The following is a 20,291-nucleotide window of genomic DNA, read 5'->3' as shown; positions in this document are numbered from 1 at the left end:
CAACATGCCCTGCTGCATCGCCGACAGCGGATAAACGTCGGCAATCTGCGGCGCCGGCCATGGCAAGCCATCGAGTTGCGCCTGAGTCAGGCCGGTCAACGGGAAGTCCGACGGGGTCAGGCCTTCGATGCCCGGGGTCAGGCAATGGCCAATCAATGCAGCCAGTTCCTCGGCGTAATCCGCCGCCAGCGCTTCAATGACCGCGCTGTCGAAACGTTCGCTGCTGAACGTCCAACCCACGCGCAGTTCGCCGCCATACACCTGACCGTTGAGGGTCAGCCAGTTGCCCAGCGGCGCGTCCGGGCTCTGATCGAGACCGGCGTTATCCGGTGCCGGCACGAACAGCGCAGCGTCATCGCCGTCGAAACTGCCGTCGAACTGGCCGAGATAGTTAAAGGTGATGCGCGGTGTCGGCATGGCGCGCAAGCTCTGCTGTGCCTGTGCATCACCGAAGTGGCGCAGCGCGCCGAAACCGATGCCTTTGTCGGGGATCGAGCGCAGTTGCTCCTTGATCTGTTTGATCGACTCGCCCGCCGTCGCCGCCGGGGTCAGGCGCACCGGGAACAGGCTAGTGAACCAACCGACGGTGCGGGTCAGATCGACCCCGTCGAACAGCTCTTCGCGACCATGGCCTTCGAGCTGAATCAGCGTCGACGCCTGCCCGCTCCAGCGGCCGATGACTCGCGCCAGCGCCGTCAGCAACAGGTCATTGACCTGCGTGCGGTAAGCCGCCGGGGCTTCCTGCAGCAGTTGTCGGGTCAAATCGGTGCTCAGACGTGTCAGCACGGTTTGCGCCAACCGGTTTTGCTGACCGGCGTCCACGCGCTTGCACGGCAGATCAGTGCTGACATCGCTGAGGCAGGCCTGCCAGTACGCCAGCTCTTGCTGCAACACCGGGCTGTTGGCGTAGCGCTTCAAGTGCTCGCTCCAGTCCTTGAAGGCGCTGGTCTTCGACGGCAGGCTCAACGGCTGACCATTGAGCAATTGCTGATACGCGTTTTGCAGGTCTTCGAGCAAAATCCGCCACGACACCCCGTCCACCGCCAGGTGATGAATCACCAACTGCAAACGTTGAGTGCCGTCGGCCAGGGTCGCCAACACCGCACGCAGCAACGGCCCGTTTTGCAGATCAAGGCTGCGCTGGGCGCGGTTGCCCAGGGCTTCAAGGGCGGCGGCATCGGCGACGTCTTCCTGCCACAGCAGGTTTTGCGATGGGGCTTCCACCGCCCGGTGCTCGGCCTGCCACGCGCCATCGCGCTGAGTGAAATTCAGGCGCAAGGCATCGTGATGGGCCACCAGCGCGCGCAGCACTTGCTCGAGCTTTTCAGCGTCCAGAGGCTGACGTGGCTTGAGCAGCACCGACTGGTTCCAGTGGTGACGTTCAGGGATGTCATCTTCGAAAAACTGCTGCTGAATCGGCAGCAGCAACGCCGCGCCGGTCACTGCTTGTTGATCGATAGTTGATTCGTCCCCGCCCAGTTGCGCGACCAGCGCCAGACGTTGCACGGTCTGGTGCTGGAACAGGTCTTTGGGATTGAGGCGAATGCCGGCCTGACGAGCACGGCTGACCACCTGAATCGAGATGATCGAGTCGCCGCCCAGTTCGAAGAAATTATCGTTGAGGCCCACTTGCGGCAGTTTCAGCACGTCTTGCCAGATCGCCGCCAGACGTTGTTCCAGCTCGCTTTGTGGTGCCTGATAAGCCTGCTGCGCCTGACTGGCATCCGGAGACGGCAACGCGCTGCGGTTGAGTTTGCCGTTGGCGGTCAGCGGCAGTTGCGCCAGCAGCAACAGGTGCGCCGGGATCATGTGATCCGGCAAGTTTTCCTTGAGTTCGGCGCGCACGCGGTCGCGCCACAGGCCTTGTTCGGCCGGGCTGGCATCGAGCAGTGCGACATCGTCTGGCACCAGATACGCCACCAGTTGCTGACCACTGAGGCCCGGTTGCGCGAGCACCACGGCCTGGCGCACGGCAGCTTGTTCCAGCAGTTGCGCTTCGATCTCGCCGAGTTCGATACGGAATCCGCGAATCTTCACCTGATGGTCGATGCGCCCGACGTATTCGATGACGCCGTCAGCGCGATAACGCGCCAGGTCACCGGTGCGGTACAGACGCCCGCCATCAGCGGCAAACGGATCGGGTATGAAACGCAGAGTGGTCAGATCCGCACGGTTCAGATAACCCCGCGCCAGACCGGCACGCCCGATGTACAGCTCACCGATACAGCCTTTGGCGACCGGGTTCAGATCACCGTCGAGCAAATACCACGACAGATCCGGAATCGGTTCGCCGATCGGGCTGCCGACATCGCCTTGCAGATCGGCCAGCGAAATCGGCCGGTAGGTGACGTGCACGGTGGTTTCGGTAATCCCGTACATGTTGATCAGTTGCGGCGCCTGATCGCCAAAACGCTCGAACCACGGGCGCAGGCTCTTGACCTCCAGCGCCTCGCCACCGAACACCACGTAACGCAGCGACGGCTGTTGCGCGGCGTGTTCCGGGGCGCAGGCCACTTGCATCAATTGCTTGAACGCCGACGGCGTCTGGTTGAGCACGGTGATGCCTTCGCGGCAGAGCAAGGCGTAAAAATCTTCCGGCGAACGGCTGACCTCGTAAGGCACCACCACCAGTTTGCCGCCGTAGAGCAGCGCCCCGAAGATCTCCCACACCGAGAAGTCGAAGGCGTAGGAATGGAACAGGCTCCAGACATCGGCCGGGCCAAAATCGAACCACGCATCGGTGGCTTCGAACAGACGCAGCACGTTGCGATGAGCCAGCAACGTGCCTTTCGGCTGGCCGGTGGAACCAGAGGTGTAGATCACGTAAGCCAGGTTGTCCGGGCTCATGCTGACTAGCGGATTATTGTCGCTGTAGCCTTCGAGACCGTCGCGCTCCTGATCAAGCATCAAGCTGCGGACCGAGTCCGGCACCGGCAGGCGACCGAGCAAATGACTTTGGGTCAGCAGCAGCGAGATGCCGCTGTCGCCGATCATGTAGCTCAGGCGTTCTTCCGGGTAGCTCGGATCAAGCGGCACGTAAGCGCCGCCGGCCTTGAGGATCGCCAGCAGCCCGATCAGCATGTCGAGGCTGCGCTCCACCGCCAGACCGACGCGCACGTCCGGGCCGACGCCGCTGGCGATCAATTGGTGGGCCAACTGATTGGCGCGGATGTTGAGTTCGCCGTAAGTCAGGCATTGCTCGGCACAGGTCACGGCAATCGCTTGCGGTGCGCGGGCAGCCTGGGCTTCGATCATCTGATGCAGGCACTGCTCGCTCGAAAAATCGGCCACGGCCGGGTTCCATTGCAGCAAGGTCGCCGCACGCTCGGCGGCGTCGTGCAGCGGCAGGTCGGCGATGCGCTGACCGCTGTCGGCGACGATGCCTTGCAGCAGATTCGTCCAGTGTTGCGACAGGCGCGCGATGGTCGGTGCGTCGAACAGGTCGGTGGCGTAGGTCAGTTCGGCCCAGACGTTGTCGGTGGATTCGAAGGTGTTCAGGGTCAGATCGAACTGCGCGGTGTTCGACGCCCAGCTCAGGCCTTTAATCTCGATGTTCGGCAAACGCGTGGCGCCCTGCGCCTGACGGGCCTGGCTCTGGTGGTTGTGCAGCACCTGGAACAACGGACTGTGACTGAGGCTTCGCTCGGGTTGCAGCGCGTCGACCAGTTGCTCGAACGGCAGATCCTGATGCGCCTGGGCGCCGAGCACGGTGTTTTTCACTTGCTGTAGCAGGCTGCGGAACGTCTGTTGGCTGTCGAACTCGGCCTTGAGCACTTGCGTGTTGACGAAGAAGCCGATCAGCCCTTCAGTCTCGACCCGGTTGCGGTTGGCCACCGGCACGCCGACGCGGATGTCGGCCTGACCGCTGTAGCGATGCAGCAAGGTCTGGAACGACGCCAGCAACAGTGCGAACAGCGTGACGTTTTCACGCTGGGCAACCTGCTTGAGCGCAGTCGCCAGCTCCAGACTCAGCGGGATGTCGCGACGGGCACCGCGATAGCTTTGCTCAGACGGACGCGGACGGTCGGTCGGCAGCTCCAGCAATGGCTGATCACCGTCACCCAGCTGCGCAGTCCAATAGCTCAACTGACGCTCGCGTTCACCGGCGTCCATCCACTGCTTTTGCCACACGGCGTAGTCCGCGTATTGCACCGGCAGCGCTGGCAGTTGCACGGTCTTACCCTGGCTGTAAGCGGCGTACAACGCCACCAGCTCATCAACCATGACGGTCATCGACCAGCCATCGGAGACGATGTGGTGCAAGGTGATAACCAGTGCGTGGTCGTCAGCGGCCAGACGCAACAATTTGACCCGCAGCAGCGGGCCTTTTTGAAGATTGAACAGGTGCAGGGTTTCTTCGGCGACCAGCGCTTGCAGCGCGGCCTCGTCCAGATCGGCGGCAACGTCCTGCACGTGCAGATCCAGCGTTCCATGGGCCTGAATCACTTGCAGGGTCTGGCCCTGCTCTTCGACGAAGCAGGTGCGCAGGGATTCGTGGCGCTCGATCAGGGTATCGAAGCTGCGCTGCAACGCCGGCAGATCCAGCTCACCACGCAAACGCAACGCCGCCGGTACGTGATAGGCGGTGCTGGTCGGTTCCAGTTGCCAGAGGAACCATTGACGTTCCTGAGCATACGAAAGCGCCAGCGGTTGCAGGCGCGGCAACGCGACAATCGGCGGCTCCTGATGCGCCTGATCAACACCGAGCGCGGCGACGAAATCTTCCAGCGTGCTGTGTTCAAACAGCGTACGCAGCGGCACCTGAACGTTCAGCGCCTGACGCACCCGTGAGACCACTTGCGTGACCAACAACGAGTGGCCGCCCAGTTCGAAGAAGTTATCGCCGAGGCCCACGCGATCGAGTTTCAGCACCGCTTGCCAGATCTCGGCGACGGTGTGCTGGGTGGCGGTCTGCGGCGCGCTGTAGGTCGATTGCAATTGGCTGGCATCGGGCGCCGGCAGGGCCTTGCGGTCGACTTTGCCATTGGGGGTCAGCGGCAGTTGCGCGAGGAACAGCAGGTGCGCCGGCACCATGTATTCCGGCAGTTCAGCCTTCAGGCTGGCCTTGAGCGCGGCGCGTAGATCGACCTCTGAAACATTGCTCGCCGATGGCACCACGTAGCCCACCAGTTGCGGGCCGGTCGGGCCATCCTGCGCGACCACGACGGTTTCGCGCACGCTGTCGAGCGCGAGTAAACGCGCTTCGATTTCGCCCAGTTCGATACGGAAACCACGGATTTTCACCTGATGGTCGATCCGCCCGATGTATTCGATCACGCCCTCGGCGCGGTAGCGGGTCAGGTCGCCAGTGCGGTACAGACGCGCGCCGTTCTTCGCGAATGGGTCCGGCACAAAACGTTCAGCGGTCAGGCTCGGGCGCTGGAAGTAACCACGGGCCAGGCCATCGCCACCGATCAGCAGTTCACCCGGTGCGCCGAGCGGATTGAGCTCAAGGTCGCTGCCGAGGATGTACAGCGCGGTGTTATCGATCGGCGTGCCGAGGAACGGTCGGCTGTTGTCCGCGCTCAGGGCGTGTTGCGCCGACCAGATGGTGGTCTCGGTCGGGCCATAGAGGTTCCACACGCTCGGCGTCAGCGCCAGCATGCGTTGCGCCAGTTCCTGCGACAATGCTTCACCGCCACAGAGGAACGTGCGGCTGTTGAGAATCGCAGCGTGTTCATTATCCAGCAGCATGCGCCAGGTTGAAGGTGTGGCTTGCAGCACACTGACGGCGTGGCGTTCGACCAGTTCGAGCACCGCTTGCGGGTCTTGATGCACGTCCTTGCCGGTCAGCACCACACTGGCACCGGCCAGCAACGGGCCGTAGATTTCCAGGCCGAAAATATCGAACGAGAACGTGGTCAGCGACAGCATGCGATCAGTGGCCGCGATCCCCGGTTGCTTGATCATGCTCGCGACAAAGTTGCTCAGCGCCGCATGGCGCACCATCACGCCTTTCGGTTTACCGGTGGAACCGGAGGTGTAGATCGTATAGGCCAGATGTTCGCCGTTGACCGCAACGTCCGGCGCGGTCTGTGGATAAGCCGCCAGCCAGCCGTGTGGCTGATCGAGCAACAGCGTCTGCACGCCCGCCGGAATCGGCAGCTGCGCCTGCAAATGGGTTTGGGCCAGCAGCAATTGCAGGCCGCTGTCCTCAATCATGTAGGCCAGACGATCTTCGGGATACGCTGGGTCCAGCGGCACATATGCCCCGCCCGCCTTGAGGATCGCCAGCAGGCCGACGATCATTTCGACGCTGCGCTCGACGGCGATGCCGACCAGTTGATCCGCGCCAACACCGGCCTCGATCAGTTTGTGCGCCAGTTGATTGGCCCGGGCATCCAGTTCGCCATAGGTCAGCACGTCTTCGCCGATGATCAGCGCGATGGCGTGCGGCGTTTGCTGCGCCTGCAAAGCGAAAGCCTGCTGCACGCACTCGGCTTGCGCGGAGTGATCGGCAACGCGGAACCAGTCCTGCAACAGCACGCCGTGTTCGGCACGTTCCAGCAACGGCAATTCGCCGACTCGTTGGGTCGGTGCGGCCACGATGCCTTGCAACAGGTGCTGCCAGTGACGGCCAATGCGCTCGATGGTCTCAGGCTTGAACAAGTCAGTGGCGTAGGTCAGTTCAGCGGCGAAGCCGTCGTTGGACTCATAGGTGTTGAGGGTCAGGTCGAACTGCGCAGTGCGCCCTTCCCACTGCACATCCTCGACACTCAACTGCGGCAGTTGCACCGCGCCACGCCCCTGATCACGGAGGGTCTGGTGGTTGAACATCATCTGGAACACCGGGCTGTGGCTAAGGCTGCGTTCCGGTTGCAGCGCTTCGATCAATTGCTCGAACGGCAGATCCTGATGCGCCTGGGCGTCCATCGCCGCTTGCTTGACCTGCGCCAGCAATCGGTTGAACGGCAGTTGTCCGTTCACCTCGGCACTCAGGACTTGGGTGTTGACGAAGAAGCCGATCAGGCCCTCCGTCTCGACGCGGTTACGGTTGGCCGTCGGCACACCCACGCGAATTTGCGCCTGGCCGCTGTAGCGATGCAACAACGCCTGGAACGATGCCAGCAACACCATGAACAGGCTCGCGCCTTCGCGCTGGGCCAGTTGTTTGAGGGCATCACCGAGATCCGCCGGCAAGTCCAGTTCGAGCCGCGCACCGCGCAGGCTCTGCACCGCCGGACGGGGAAAATCGATCGGCAACTCCAGCACCGGCTGCTCGCCGCCCAGAGTCTTGACCCAATAAGCCAGTTGCCGCTCGCGCTCGCCCGCTTCCAGCCAGTGACGCTGCCAGATCGCGTAGTCGGCGTATTGCACTTCCAGCGCCGGCAACGTCAGCGACTGCCCGCTGGTGTCGGCGGCGTAATGCTGGATCAGTTCGTTGACCAGCACTTTGATCGACCAGCCATCGGAGATGATGTGGTGCTGGATCAGCACCAGCACGTGATCGTCTTGCGCCACCTTCAGCAGCGCTACACGCAGGAGCGGGCCCTGTTGCAGGTTGAACGGGCGCGCGGTTTCGCTTTCGACAAAGGCCTTGATCGCAGCGTCCGTGCCAGCGGCGTCGAGGCCCTCCGGCAGCGGCGCCAACGTAATGCTCAGCGGCAGTTGCGGATGGATCACCTGACAGAAGGTTTCGCCCTGCTCGGAGAAAGTGGTGCGCAGACTTTCGTGACGCGCCGCCACGGCATTGAAGCTGCGTTCCAGCGCCGCCACATCCAACCGCCCCTTGAGGCGCAGGGCGCTGGGGATGTGGTACGCGGTGCTGTGCGGGTCCATTTGCCACAGGAACAATTGCCGTTCCTGGGCGTACGACAGAGGAATCGCCGTAAACCCGGAACGCGTTTCCGGGATCGGCAGGTTGGCCGGAGAGACGCCCTCTTCGAGCATCTTTTCCAGGTACAGCTTACGTTTGTCCAGCGGCAGAGTGATAAAGCGCTTGGCTACCCTCAAAGCAACACTCTTGTCCATCAGACTTCCTCCATATCGTCAAGCAGGGCTTCCAGCTTGCTCAGTTTCTGTTCGTTGATTGCCCCGCCTCCTGTATCGAGGTGAGCGACAAAGTCGCTCAGGACGGGGTGCTGGAATAACAGTTGCGGGGTCAGCGTCAGGCCCAGTTCGAGGGCGATGCGCGACACCACGTTGACCGCCAGCAGCGAGTGCCCGCCCAGTTCGAAGAAGTGATCGTTCAGGCCGATGCGTTGCACTTCGAGCACTTGCTGCCAGATCGCCGCGACCTGCTGCTCAAGCTCACTGTGCGGCGCGACATACGCTGCCTGCATCTGGCTGGCATCGACCGCTGGCAAGGCCTTGCGGTCGAGTTTGCCGTTGGGGGTCAGTGGCAACTGCTCAAGGAACAGCAGGTGCGCGGGAATCATGTAGTCAGGTAACGAAGACTTGAGGCCAGTCTTTAGTCCGTCGCGCAGGAGCCGCTGCGCTTCGCCGTCATACAGATCCAGTGGCGGGGCGACCACATAGGCCACCAGTTGCGCGCCAGCCTCGCCTTCGACGGCCAGTACCGCCGCTTCGGTGACTGCCGGTTGAGCGAGCAATCGCGCCTCGATCTCGCCCAGTTCGATGCGGAATCCACGAATTTTCACTTGATGGTCGATCCGGCCCATGTACTCCAGTTCGCCGCCTTCGCGCTCGCGGTTCAGGTCGCCGGTGCGGTACATGCGCTCACCGTTGTTGGCGAGCGGGTTGGGCACAAACCGCTCGGCGGTCATCGCCGCACGGCCCAGATAGCCGCGAGTGATGCCGGCACCAGACAGGTACAGCTCAGCCGAAACCCCTTGCGGGACAACGTGCAAATCGGCGTCGAGCAAGTGACTGGCGCTGTGGTCGAGGGCTCGACCAATGCGCGGCTGACCACCGGCACTGCGGCGAGTCCAGGTCGAATAGGTGGTGTCTTCCGACGGGCCGTACAGGTCGTAGACATGCTCGACCGTCGACTGTTGATACAGCGCGTCGACCAGCCCTTGCTTGAGCGGTTCACCCGCCAGATTGATGATCCGTACGCTCGACGGAATCTGCCCGGCACGCTGCAATGCAGCAATGGCTGACGGCACAGTGTTGATCAGGCGCACGCTGTCACGAGCCTGCAATTGCAGCAGTTCCAAGGCATTACGGGCAATGATCAGCGAGCCGCCGTTGGCCAACGTGACAAACAGCTCCCACACCGACAGATCGAAGCACACCGACGTCGAAGCCAACACACCTTGAATGTCGTCGCGGCTGTAAACCTTGGCCGACCAGTCGATCAGCGCCATGACGTTGCGATGGGCAATCGCCACGCCTTTTGGCTTGCCGGTGGAGCCGGAGGTGTAGATCACGTAGGCGAGGTTGTCTGGTTGCACCTTAGTGAACGGCGCGTCAGTGGAATAACCACTCAACGACACCTGATCCAGCAGCAACGTTTGGGTATCAACAGGCACGCTCAGGGTCGCGGCGACGGCTTGCTCAGTTAGCAACACCCGCGCACGGCTGTCTTCCAACATGTAAGCAACGCGATCCGCCGGGTAATCCGGGTCCAGCGGCACGTAGGCGCCACCGGCCTTCAGCACCGCCAGCAAGGCGATAAGCAACTGCTCGGAACGCGGCATTGCCACGCCTACCCGCACTTCCGGGCCGACACCCAGTTCAATCAATTTGTGCGCCAGACGATTGGCTTGCGCGTCGAGTTCAGCGTAAGTCAGTTGCGTGCTGCCGAAAGTCACCGCCAGCGCATCCGGGGTCGCCGCCACCTGACGAGCAATGCCGTGATGAATGCACAGGTCGGTGACGAAATCGCTGTCAACGTTCGGGGCGCTTTCGATCAGGTTCAACTCGCCGAGCACGCGTTCGCCGGCCTCGGACATCTGGTTGAGCAGCCCCTGCAAATGCGCGCCCAACTGCGCCACGCTGGCGTCGGCAAAGCTGTCGCGCTGATAGCTGAAATGCACCGTCAGTTGCGCGCCCATGTTCACCAGCAGGGTCAGCGGATAGTTGGTCTGCTCCTGATTGGCCACCGCGCCGAAACGCAAGCCTTGCGGTGCGCCCCGTTCCAGTGCGTCGGCAATCGGGTAGTTCTCGAACACCATCAAACTGTCGAACAGCGCATCACCGCCCTGCCCGGCCCAGCGCTGAATATCCGCCAGTGGCGTGTGTTCGAACTCGCGCGATTCCAGATTCTGCGCCTGCACCCCTTGCAGCCAACTGGCCAGACTCTGCTGTGCTTGCGGCGCGGCAACCACCGGCAAGGTGTTGATGAACAGACCGATCTGCGCTTCAGCACCCGGAAGATCCGCCGGACGCCCGGCAACGGTGGCGCCGAACGCCACACAGTCTTTGCCGGTATAACGCTGCAACAGCAACAACCATGCGGCTTGCACCACGGTGTTGACCGTGACTTTCGCGGCCCGGGCAAATTCACCCAGACGCTGAGTCAGATCCGCGTCCAGCACTTGGTAATGATCGCCATAACCGACGCTCGGCAAGCCGTCATGCGGCCGCGCGATGGCAGTGGCCAGACGCGTTGGTTCTTGCAGATTGTTGAGCGTCGCCAGCCAGTAGGCTTCGGCCGCCGCATTGTCCTGACGCTGCAGCCAGCCGATGTAATCGCGATAGCGGCCCGCCGGACGCGCCACCGCTTCGCCGCGATAATGCTGCAACACTTCGCCGAGCAACTGCGCGCTGCTCCAGCCGTCCATCAGGATGTGATGGTTGGTGTAGATCAGGTGATGACGATCCGTCGCAGTGCGCACCAGCACCAAACGCAGCAGCGGCGCGCAGGTCAGGTCCAGACCCAGAGCGCGCTCCTCATCGGCGAGGGTTTGCAACGCTGCGTCCAGCCCGGTTTTGCCGTGCCAGTCGAGCACGCTGAACGGCACTTCAACCTGACGCTGCACCACTTGCACCGGTTGCGGCAAGTCGCCCTGCCAGAAGAACCCGGTGCGCAGAATGTCATGGGCATCCACCACCGCTTGCCACGCCGCGCGGAAACGTTGTGGATCGACGCCGTCGACGTCCAGGCGCATCTGGTTGATGTAGTCGCCGTTGCCGTGTTCGAGCAAGGTATGGAACAGCATGCCCTGCTGCATCGGCGACAACGGGTAGATGTCATCGATGCTTTGCGGTTCGAGCACCAGCGCATCGAGTTGCGTCTGCGACAGTTGCGCCAGCGGGAAGTCCGAGGGCGTCACGCCACGGTTGACGCTGTCGCAGCAATGGCCGATCAGCGCCGTCAGTTCCTGCACGTAATCATCGGCCAGACGCTGAATGGTCGCGGCGTCGAACATCGCGCTGCTGTAGGTCCAGCTCAGGTCCAGTTCGCCGCCAAAGACTTTGCCGTTCAGCGCCAGCGGGTTGCCCAGCGGGCCTTCCAGGTTGACTTCGGCGCCGCCGGATTCGCTGGTCGGTGCAAACAAAGCCTGGTCGGCGGCATCGAAGCTGCCGTCGAACTGACCCAGATAGTTGAAGGTCAGGCGCGGTGCCGGCAGGGCTTGCAGGGTCTGGCGAGCAGGCTCATCGCCCAGGTGCGCCAGCGCGCCGAAGCCGATGCCTTTGTGCGGAATCGCCCGCAGTTGTTCTTTGACCTGCTTGAGCGATGCGCCAGGTTCCGCGACCGGCGACAGGCGCGCCGGGAACACACTGGTGAACCAGCCGACGGTGCGCGTCAGGTCAACGCTGTCGAACAGGTCTTCGCGACCGTGGCCTTCGAGCAATACCAGCGCGTGGTCGGCACCGGTCCAGCGCACCATCACCCGCGCCAGCGCGGTCAGCAGCAGATCGTTGACCTGGGTGCGATAAGCCGCCGGAGCATCCTGCAACAGCTGACGGGTCAGGGTCTGATCCAGTTTGCTGCGAAGGGTCTGCGCCTGATCGTGTTGCTGACCGCCGTTCGGACGGTCGAAAGGCAATGCCGCCGAAGCGCCTTGCAATTGTTGCTGCCAGAAGCCCAGTTCAGTCTGCAACGCAGGCGTCGCGGCGTAGTCCTGCAATGCAGCCGCCCAGGCTTTGACCGCACTGGTCTTGGCCGGCAATTGCACGGCATTGCCCGTAGCAATCTGCCGATAAGCGTTTTGCAGATCTTCAAACAGAATCCGCCAGGACACGCCATCGACCACCAGGTGATGGACGATCAGCAGCAGGCGTTGACTGCCATCGGCAAGGTTCGCCAGCACCGCGCGAATCAGCGAGCCACCGCTCAATTGCAAGCTGCGTTGGGCCTTTTCACCCAGTGTCTCAAGGGCTGCGAGGTCAGCGACCTCGACTTGCCAGAGGATCGTTTCACCTGCTTGCATGGCGATGTCGCGGTAGTTCGCTGTCCAGCCGTCAGCCTGCTCGACAAAGTCCAGACGCAGGCTGTCGTGATGCAGCACCAACGCATCCAGCGCTTGCTCAAGCACTTGGGCATCAAGGGTTTGAGTTGGCTTGAGCATCACCGACTGGTTCCAGTGATGACGGTCGGGAATCGCCTGAGCGAAGAACTCCTGATGAATCGGCAACAGCGCCGTGCTGCCGGTCACCGGCTGCTGATCGATCACTTGCTGCGCTTCGCCCGTCTGCGCGACAACGGCCAGCGCCTGAATGGTCTGGTGCTGGAACAGGTCTTTGGGGGTGAAGCGAATCCCGGCCTGCCGCGCGCGGCTGACCACTTGAATCGAAATGATCGAATCGCCGCCCAGCTCAAAGAAGTTGTCGCTGATGCCGACCTGCTCAAGCTTGAGCACGTCTTGCCAGATCGCCGCCAGTTGTTGCTCCAGCGCGTTCTGCGGAGCGACATAGGTTTGCTGCAGTTGGCTGACATCCGGTTTCGGCAGGTTCTTGCGATCGAGCTTGCCGTTCGGCGTCAGCGGCATGCGCTCCAGACGTAGCACGTACGCGGGCACCATATGGCCTGGCAAAGTGGCCTTGAGCTGCGCACGCAGGTCTTCGGTAAAGTCCGCACGGGTCGAATCGCCGACCACATATGCCACCAGACGCTTGCCGCTACCGGCGCTGCCTTCCTGGGCCACAACCACCGCTTCACGCACGCCGTCGAGTGCTTGCAGGGCGGCTTCGACTTCACCGAGTTCAATGCGGAAACCACGGATCTTCACCTGATTGTCGATGCGATCCAGATAGTCGAACGTGCCATCGGCGCGCTGACGAACGAGGTCACCGGTGCGATAGAGCAAGCCGCCAGCACTGCTGAACGGATCAGCGACAAAACGCTCGGCAGTCAGCCCCGGACGGTTCAGATAACCACGGGCCAGGCCCGTGCCACCCAGATACAGCTCACCGGCCATGCCCTGCGGCAGCAGGTTCAGATCGGCGTCGAGCACGTAGGCGCTGCGATCACCGATGCGGCTGCCGATTGGCGCGTAAGCGGCACCGCACGGCACCTCGCGACCGGCCTTCCAGATCAGCGGCGTGACCACGGTTTCGGTCGGGCCGTAACCGTTGATGATGTAGTCCGGATCGAGCGCACGTTTGACCCGCTCGAAACTGGCGTTCGGCACCGCGTCACCGCCGAAGCAGTAAATACGCACTTTCGGCGGATTGCCGACGCGCTCGGCGTGTTCAGCCAGTTGTTGCAGGTACACCGGCGGGAACGCGACCACCGTCACGCCGTGTTCAATCATGGCGTTGTAGGTCTGCTCCGGTGTCCACAGTGTGTCGTCGCGGATCAGCAACGACGCGCCGTGAGTCAGGCTGGTCAGCCAGCGCTCATGGGCGCCGTCGAAGGCGAACGACATGAAGTGGAATTCGCAGTCGCTGTCGCGCATTTCATAGCGCTGGCCGATGGCCTGGCAGTGCATCGCCAACGGGCCGTGGGCGACGCTGACGCCTTTCGGATTGCCGGTGGAACCGGAGGTGTAAATCACATACGCGAGGTTGTGCGGATCGAGTTGCACGGGCGGCGCGATGATCGGCCAATCGCGCAGGTCGAGGCGATCAATCTCCAGCAACGGCACCGATTCGGCCACGGGCAATTGCGCCGACACCGACGAGTCGCTGATCAGCAGCGCCAGTCCCGAATCTTCGATCAGGTAGGCCAGACGTTCACGCGGATAACTGGTGTCCAGCGGCACGTAGGCGCCGCCCGCCTTAAGCACCGCCAGCAGCGCAACGATCACCGCCTCACTGCGCGGCAGGGCCACCCCGACGCGGGTTTCCGCGCCGACGCCACGGGCGATCAGCGCGTGGGCCAATTGGTTGGCACGCTGATCGATTTCGCCATAGCTGAAGCGCTGACCGTTGAAGATCACCGCCGTGCGTTGCGGGTTTTCAGCGGCCAGCGCGGCAATACGCTGATGCACGCCGATGTCCACCGGGTAAGGCTGCGGGTGGTTTTCGGCTTGCTGGCGCGCCTGCTCGTCAGCGCTGGCCAGGGCGATTTCACCGAGGTTGCGCTCAGCCGACACGGCAAATTGCTCAAGCAGTTGCAGCAGATGCGCACTGATGCCCTCGATCACATCACTGGCGAACTGGCCACGGTCAAAGCTGTAATGCAACGCCAGTTGCTGCCCCAAGGTCACGGCAACGCTGAGCGCATAGTGCGTCTGCTCCAGGTTACCTACGTCACCGAACACCAGCCCCTGCCCGGCCTGACTCAGCGCCTGGGCAATCGGGTAGTTTTCAAACACCAGAATGTTGTCGAACAACGCCTCGCCACCCTGCCCGGCCCAGCGCTGAATGTCCGCCAGCGGCGTGTGTTCGAAGTCGCGCAGGCTGAGGTTCTGTGCCTGCACCGCTTGCAGCCATTGGCCGACGGTTTGATCCGGACGCGGCGCACCGATCACCGGCAAGGTATTGATGAACAGACCGACCTGTTGCTCGATACCCGGCAGATCTGCCGGGCGCCCGGCCACGGTGGCACCGAACGCTACGGCTTCGTGACCGGTGTAGCGTTGCAGCAACAGCAGCCATGCGGCTTGCACCAAGGTGTTGACGGTGACTTTCTGTTGCCGTGCGAACGCTTCCAGCGCTTGTGTGCGAGACACGTCCAGCGTCAGGTAATGGTCGCCGTGACCGCTGAGGTTTTCCCCGCCGGTAGCGGCGCGGGCCAGTCGGGTCGGCTCTTGCAGCGCAGCGAGTTGCTCGCTCCAGAAGTCCTGACTGAGTTGACCGTCCTGACGTTGCAGCCAGGCGATGTAATCGCGATAGCGTCCGCCGCCAGTTACCGGCGTGCGGCCGCTGTAACGCTGCAAGACTTCGCCGAGCAACTGCGAGTTGCTCCAGCCGTCCATCAGGATGTGGTGATGAGTGTAAATCAGGTGCCACTGCTCGGCGCCGGTCTGCACCAGCACCAGCCGTAGCAACGGTGCATGGGACAGGTCAAAACCTTGCTGACGCTCGGCGTCGGCCAGCGCTGCGAGGGCCGCTGGCTGGTCGTCGCGGTTGCGCCAGTCCAGCGTGGTAAACGGCAACCGCACCTGCTTGTGTACGATCTGCAGCGGCTGTGTCAGTTCGCCCTGCCAGACGAAACCGCTGCGCAGAATGTCCTGCGCGTCGACGGTGGCCTGCCACGCCGCGCGGAAGCGCTCGGGATCAACGCCTTGCACATCGACGCGCAACTGGTTGATGTACTCGCCCGCCGCCTGCTCGTAGAGGGTGTGGAACAGCAAACCCTGCTGCATCGGCGACAGTGGATAAAGGTCATCGAGTTGCCCGGCCGGCACCGGCAACGCATCGAGTTGCGCCTGAGTGACCTGCGCCAGCGGGAAGTCCGACGGCGTCGCTTGCGCGGCTTGCAGCGTGCAGCAATGTTCGATCAGTGCGTGCAACTCGCTGGCGTATTGGTCCACCAGTTTCTGCACGGTCGCGCCGTCGAACATCTCGCGGCTGAAGCCCCAGCTCATCGACAGTTCGCCGCCATACACTTGGCTTTCAACGGTCAGCCAGTTGGCCAACGGCGCTGCCGGGTCCTGCGCGACACCGCTGGTTTCAGCGGACGGCAAGAACAGCGCCGCGTCGTCGAACTGGCGGTCGAACTGGCCGAGATAGTTGAAGGTAATGCGCGGCGGCGGCAGCGACTCAAGTTCGGCGCGTACCGACGGCGCCGCGAGATAACGCAGCACGCCGTAGCCCAGACCTTTGTCCGGCACCGCGCGCAGTTGCTCCTTGATCGACTTGATCGAGCCGTCGAGATCGTCGGCGGCGCTCAGGTTGACCGCGAACAGGCTGGTGAACCAGCCTAAGGTGCGACTCAGGTCGATGTCATCGAACAGGTCTTCGCGGCCATGACCTTCGAGTTCGATCAGCGTGCCCGGTTGCTGGCTCCAGCGGCTGATGGTGCGCGCCAGTGCGGTGAGCAGCAGATCGTTGACCTGCGTGCGATACGCTGCCGGCGCCTGTTGCAACAGTTGCCGGGTGCGCTCGGCGTCGAGGCGCCATTCGATTTTCTCACCATGCAGATTCTGCAAGCTGCCATCCGGGCGCTCGCAGGGCAGATCCTGGGCACCCTGATGCTGGGTTTTCCAATAATTCAGTTGTTCGTCGAAGCGTGATGCTTGGCTTTCGAGGCGCGCCGTCCAGCTCTGGAAGGACGTGGTTTTTGCCGGCAACTGAATGCCGCCCCCCGCCGCCAGTTGTTCATAAGCCTGCTGCACATCTTCCAGCAGCACGCGCCAGGAAACCCCGTCCACCACCAGGTGATGAATGATCAGCGCCAGACGCTGACTGCCATCCGCCATGTTCACCAGCAACGCGCGCAGCAACGGGCCATTTTGCAGATCAAGACTGCGTTGGGCTTCATTGCACAAGGCATTCAACTGCTCGACAGACTCGGCGTCGCGCCGCCACAGGTCAGCGCTTTCAACCCGCGTGTCGTGACTTTGCTGCCAGCCTTCGGCGTTTTCGACAAAACGCAGGCGCAAGGCGTCGTGATGGTTGATGACATGCGCCAGCGCTGCATCGAGCCACTGCGCATTCAATGTTTCACGCGGGGTCAGCAGCAGCGACTGGTTCCAGTGCTCACGCACCGGCATCGCACGGCTGAAAAAGTGTTGCTGGATCGGCCCGAGTACGGCGCCGCCGATTACCGGCCCTTGATCCACCGAGGTCTGGTTGTCCAGCGTCGCGACCAACGCGAGGCTGCGCACGGTCTGGTATTGGAACAGATCACGCGGGCTGACGCGGATCCCGGCCTGCCGCGCCCGGCTGACCACTTGGATGGAGATGATCGAGTCGCCGCCCAGTTCGAAGAAGTTATCTTCGAGGCCGACACGCTCCAGACCGAGCACGTCTTCCCAGATCGCCGCGAGGGCTTTCTGCAGCGCATCCTGCGGCGCAACGAAGGCTTGTTGCGGTGCGGCGTCCGGTTGCGGCAGGGCTTTGCGATCCAGTTTGCCGTTGGCGGTGACCGGCAGTTTGTCCAGGTTCAGCAGGTAAGTCGGCACCATGAATTCCGGCAGACTGCCGAGCAGCCAGGCTTTGACGTCCTGCTGCCATTGCTCGTCCGGCTGGGCGGTTTCCAGCACCAGATAAGCCACCAGATGCTTGCCGCCCTGCACCAGCACCACCGCTTCGCGCACCAGCGGGTGCTGCATCAGGCGGGTTTCGATTTCACCGAGTTCGATGCGCAAGCCGCGTAACTTCACCTGATGGTCGAGACGGCCCAGGTACTCGATCACGCCGTCGGCGCGCTGACGCACACGGTCACCGGTGCGGTACAGGCGCGCGCCGTCATGGAACGGGCACGGCACAAAACGTTCGGCGGTCAGTGCCGCGCGCTGGTGATAACTGCGCGCCAGCCCTGCCCCGCCCAGGTACAGTTCGCCGGCCACGCCACTGGGTACCGGCAGCAGCTCGGCGTCGAGCACGTGGGTGCGCAGGTTGGCGATCGGTCGACCGATCGGCACGCTGTCGGCGCCTTCGTCGATGCAGGTCCAGTGAGTGACGTCGATCGCCGCTTCGGTCGGGCCGTACAGGTTGTAGAGGCCGGCGTTCGGCAGTTTGGCGAAGACTTGCAGTTGCGCATCCAGCGGCAGCGCTTCACCGCTGCACACGACGCGCTTGAGCCCCGTGCACGTCTCGACGCCCGGTTCGTGAATGAACGCCTGCAACATCGACGGCACAAAGTGCAGCGTGCTGATGCCATAGCGGTTGATGGTGTCGATCAGTTGCAGCGGATCGCGGTGCGCACCCGGGGCGGCCACGACCAGCCGCGCGCCGGTCAGCAGCGGCCAGAAGAACTCCCAGACCGATACGTCGAAACTGAACGGGGTTTTCTGCAACACCGAATCACCGGCGTTCAATCCATAGGCTTGCTGCATCCAGCACAAGCGGTTGACCAGCGCCGCGTGGCTGTTGCCCGCACCTTTGGGCTTTCCGGTGGAGCCGGAGGTGTAAATCACATACGCAAGATTCAACGGGTCGACGCTGACTTCGGGACGGCTTTCACTGTAGCCGTCGAGCAGGTCCGACTGATCCAGCGTAATCACCTGCACGCCGTCCGTCGGCAACGACGTCAGCAGCGCCGCTTGCGTCAGCAACAAGGTGATGCCGCTGTCCTCGATCATGTAGGCCAGACGTTCCTGCGGGTACTCCGGGTCCAGCGGCACATAGGCGCCACCAGCCTTGAGGATGGCCAGCAGGCCGACGACCATTTCCAGCGAGCGCTGGGCGCAGATGCCGACCAGGCTGTCCGCCCGCACACCTTGCTCACGCAGCAGATGCGCCAGTTGATTGGCCCGGGCATCCAGTTCGGCGTAGCTCAAGGTCTGCTCACCGAACACCAGCGCTGGCGCGTCGGGCGTGCGCGCAACCTGTGCTTCGATCAATTGATGAATGGGCTGCTCGATTGGATAAGCCGTCGAAGTGTCGTTCCAGAGGTGTACCAGCGTGTGCTGTTCATCCGCCTCCAGCAGCGGCAACTCACCGACGCGCTGCGACTGATCGGCGACCATCGCCGCCAGCAAACGCAGCCAGTGGCGAGCCGTACGCTCGATGGTCGCGGCGTCGAACAGGTCGCTGGCGTAGGTCAGCGCGGCGTGCAGCTTGCCGCCCTTCTCGTAGGTGTCCAGGGTCAGGTCGAACTGGGTGGTGCGGCTCTGCCAGTCGAGACTGTTCAGCGCCAGACCCGACGCGGTGCTCAGCGTGGCGACATCGGCGACGTGCGGCTGGTGGTTGTACATCACCTGAAACAGCGGCGTGTGGCTGAGGCTGCGTTCCAGTTTCAGCGCTTCGACCAGTTGCTCGAACGGCAGATCCTGATGGGCCTGGGCACCGAGGGCGGTTTCCTTGATGGCGCGCAACAGATCATCGACACGGGTCTGGCCGTCCAGTTGCGTGCGCAGCACCTGGGTGTTGACGAAGAAACCGATCAGGCCTTCGATTTCTCCACGGTTGCGGTTGGCAATCGGCACGCCGACGCGGATGTCGGTCTGGCCGGTGTAGCGATACAGCAGCGCATTGAACGCGCCGAGCAAGAGCATGAACAACGTCACTTGATGCTGCTGCGCAGTGTTGCGCAGTTGCTCGGCCAACTGCGCGTCGACGGCAAATTCGTAGCGGGTGCCGCGATAGCTCGGCATCGCTGGACGTGAGTGATCCAGCGGCAATTCCAGTACCGGATGTTCGTCGCCCAATTGTGCCTGCCAGTAATCGAGCTGGCGCGCCTGCTCGCCGGCCTCCAGCCAGCGGCGCTGCCACAAGGCATAGTCGCTGTACTGAATCGGCAGCGGCGCCAGTTGCGGCTGCTGGCCGCCATCGAACGCGTCGTAGCAACGGATGAATTCATCGATCAGCACGTTCATCGACCAGCCATCGGAAACGATGTGGTGCAAGGTCAGCAGCAGCACATGTTCCTGTTCGGCCAGTTTGAGCAGCGTCACCCGCAACAGCGGCCCAACCGCCAGATCAAACGGCAACACCGATTGTTGTTCCGCTGCGCGGACGACCGTCTGCTCACGCTCGCCGGCCGGCAGACCCGTGAAATCCTCAACGTTGATGACCAGCGGTGCCGCCGCCGGCACCTGCAGCAGGCTGTCATCGGCCTGACGCTCGAACACCGTGCGCAGGGTTTCATGGCGCTCGACCAGGCTGGCAAAAGCTTGCTCCAGTGCGCGACGGTTCAACTGCCCGCTCAGACGCACCGCGCCCGGCAGGTTGTAGGCACCGCTGTGCGGATCGAGTTGCCAGAGAAACCACATACGTCGTTGCGCGTAGGACAGCGCCTGACGATCCTCGGCCTCAATGCCGGCGGGAATCGGAAACCGGGCGAAATCAACGCCCTCCTTGTGCAGGGCCGCAAGGAACATCTGGCGCTTTTCCAGGGGCAACCCGATAAACCGGCGAGCGAGTTTCAAGGAGTCTTCTGCATTCAT

At 62.8% G+C, this 20,291-nt stretch carries 2 protein-coding genes (1 of these 2 cut by a window edge); both read right to left on the bottom strand.

The annotated features are described in order from the left end of the window. On the bottom strand, positions 1 to 7,971 hold the 5' portion of the coding sequence (locus tag ACA043_RS09865) for a non-ribosomal peptide synthase/polyketide synthase (protein ID WP_497659082.1). 7,020 nt of this gene lie to the left of the window's left edge; only the first 7,971 of its 14,991 coding nucleotides appear in the window; the start codon lies at positions 7,969 to 7,971; the stop codon falls past the left edge of the window. Next, positions 7,971 to 20,291 carry a non-ribosomal peptide synthetase gene (locus ACA043_RS09860; RefSeq protein ID WP_497659081.1) on the bottom strand — a complete coding sequence of 4,107 codons (12,321 nt, stop codon included), beginning with the start codon at positions 20,289 to 20,291 and terminating at the stop codon, positions 7,971 to 7,973. The genes ACA043_RS09865 and ACA043_RS09860 overlap by 1 nt, the downstream gene beginning before the upstream one ends.

It is taken from the genome of Pseudomonas sp. LBUM1648, assembly GCF_059716145.1.
Note: the sequence above shows the minus strand (reverse complement) of the source record. Positions and strands in the feature narration are given on the sequence as shown.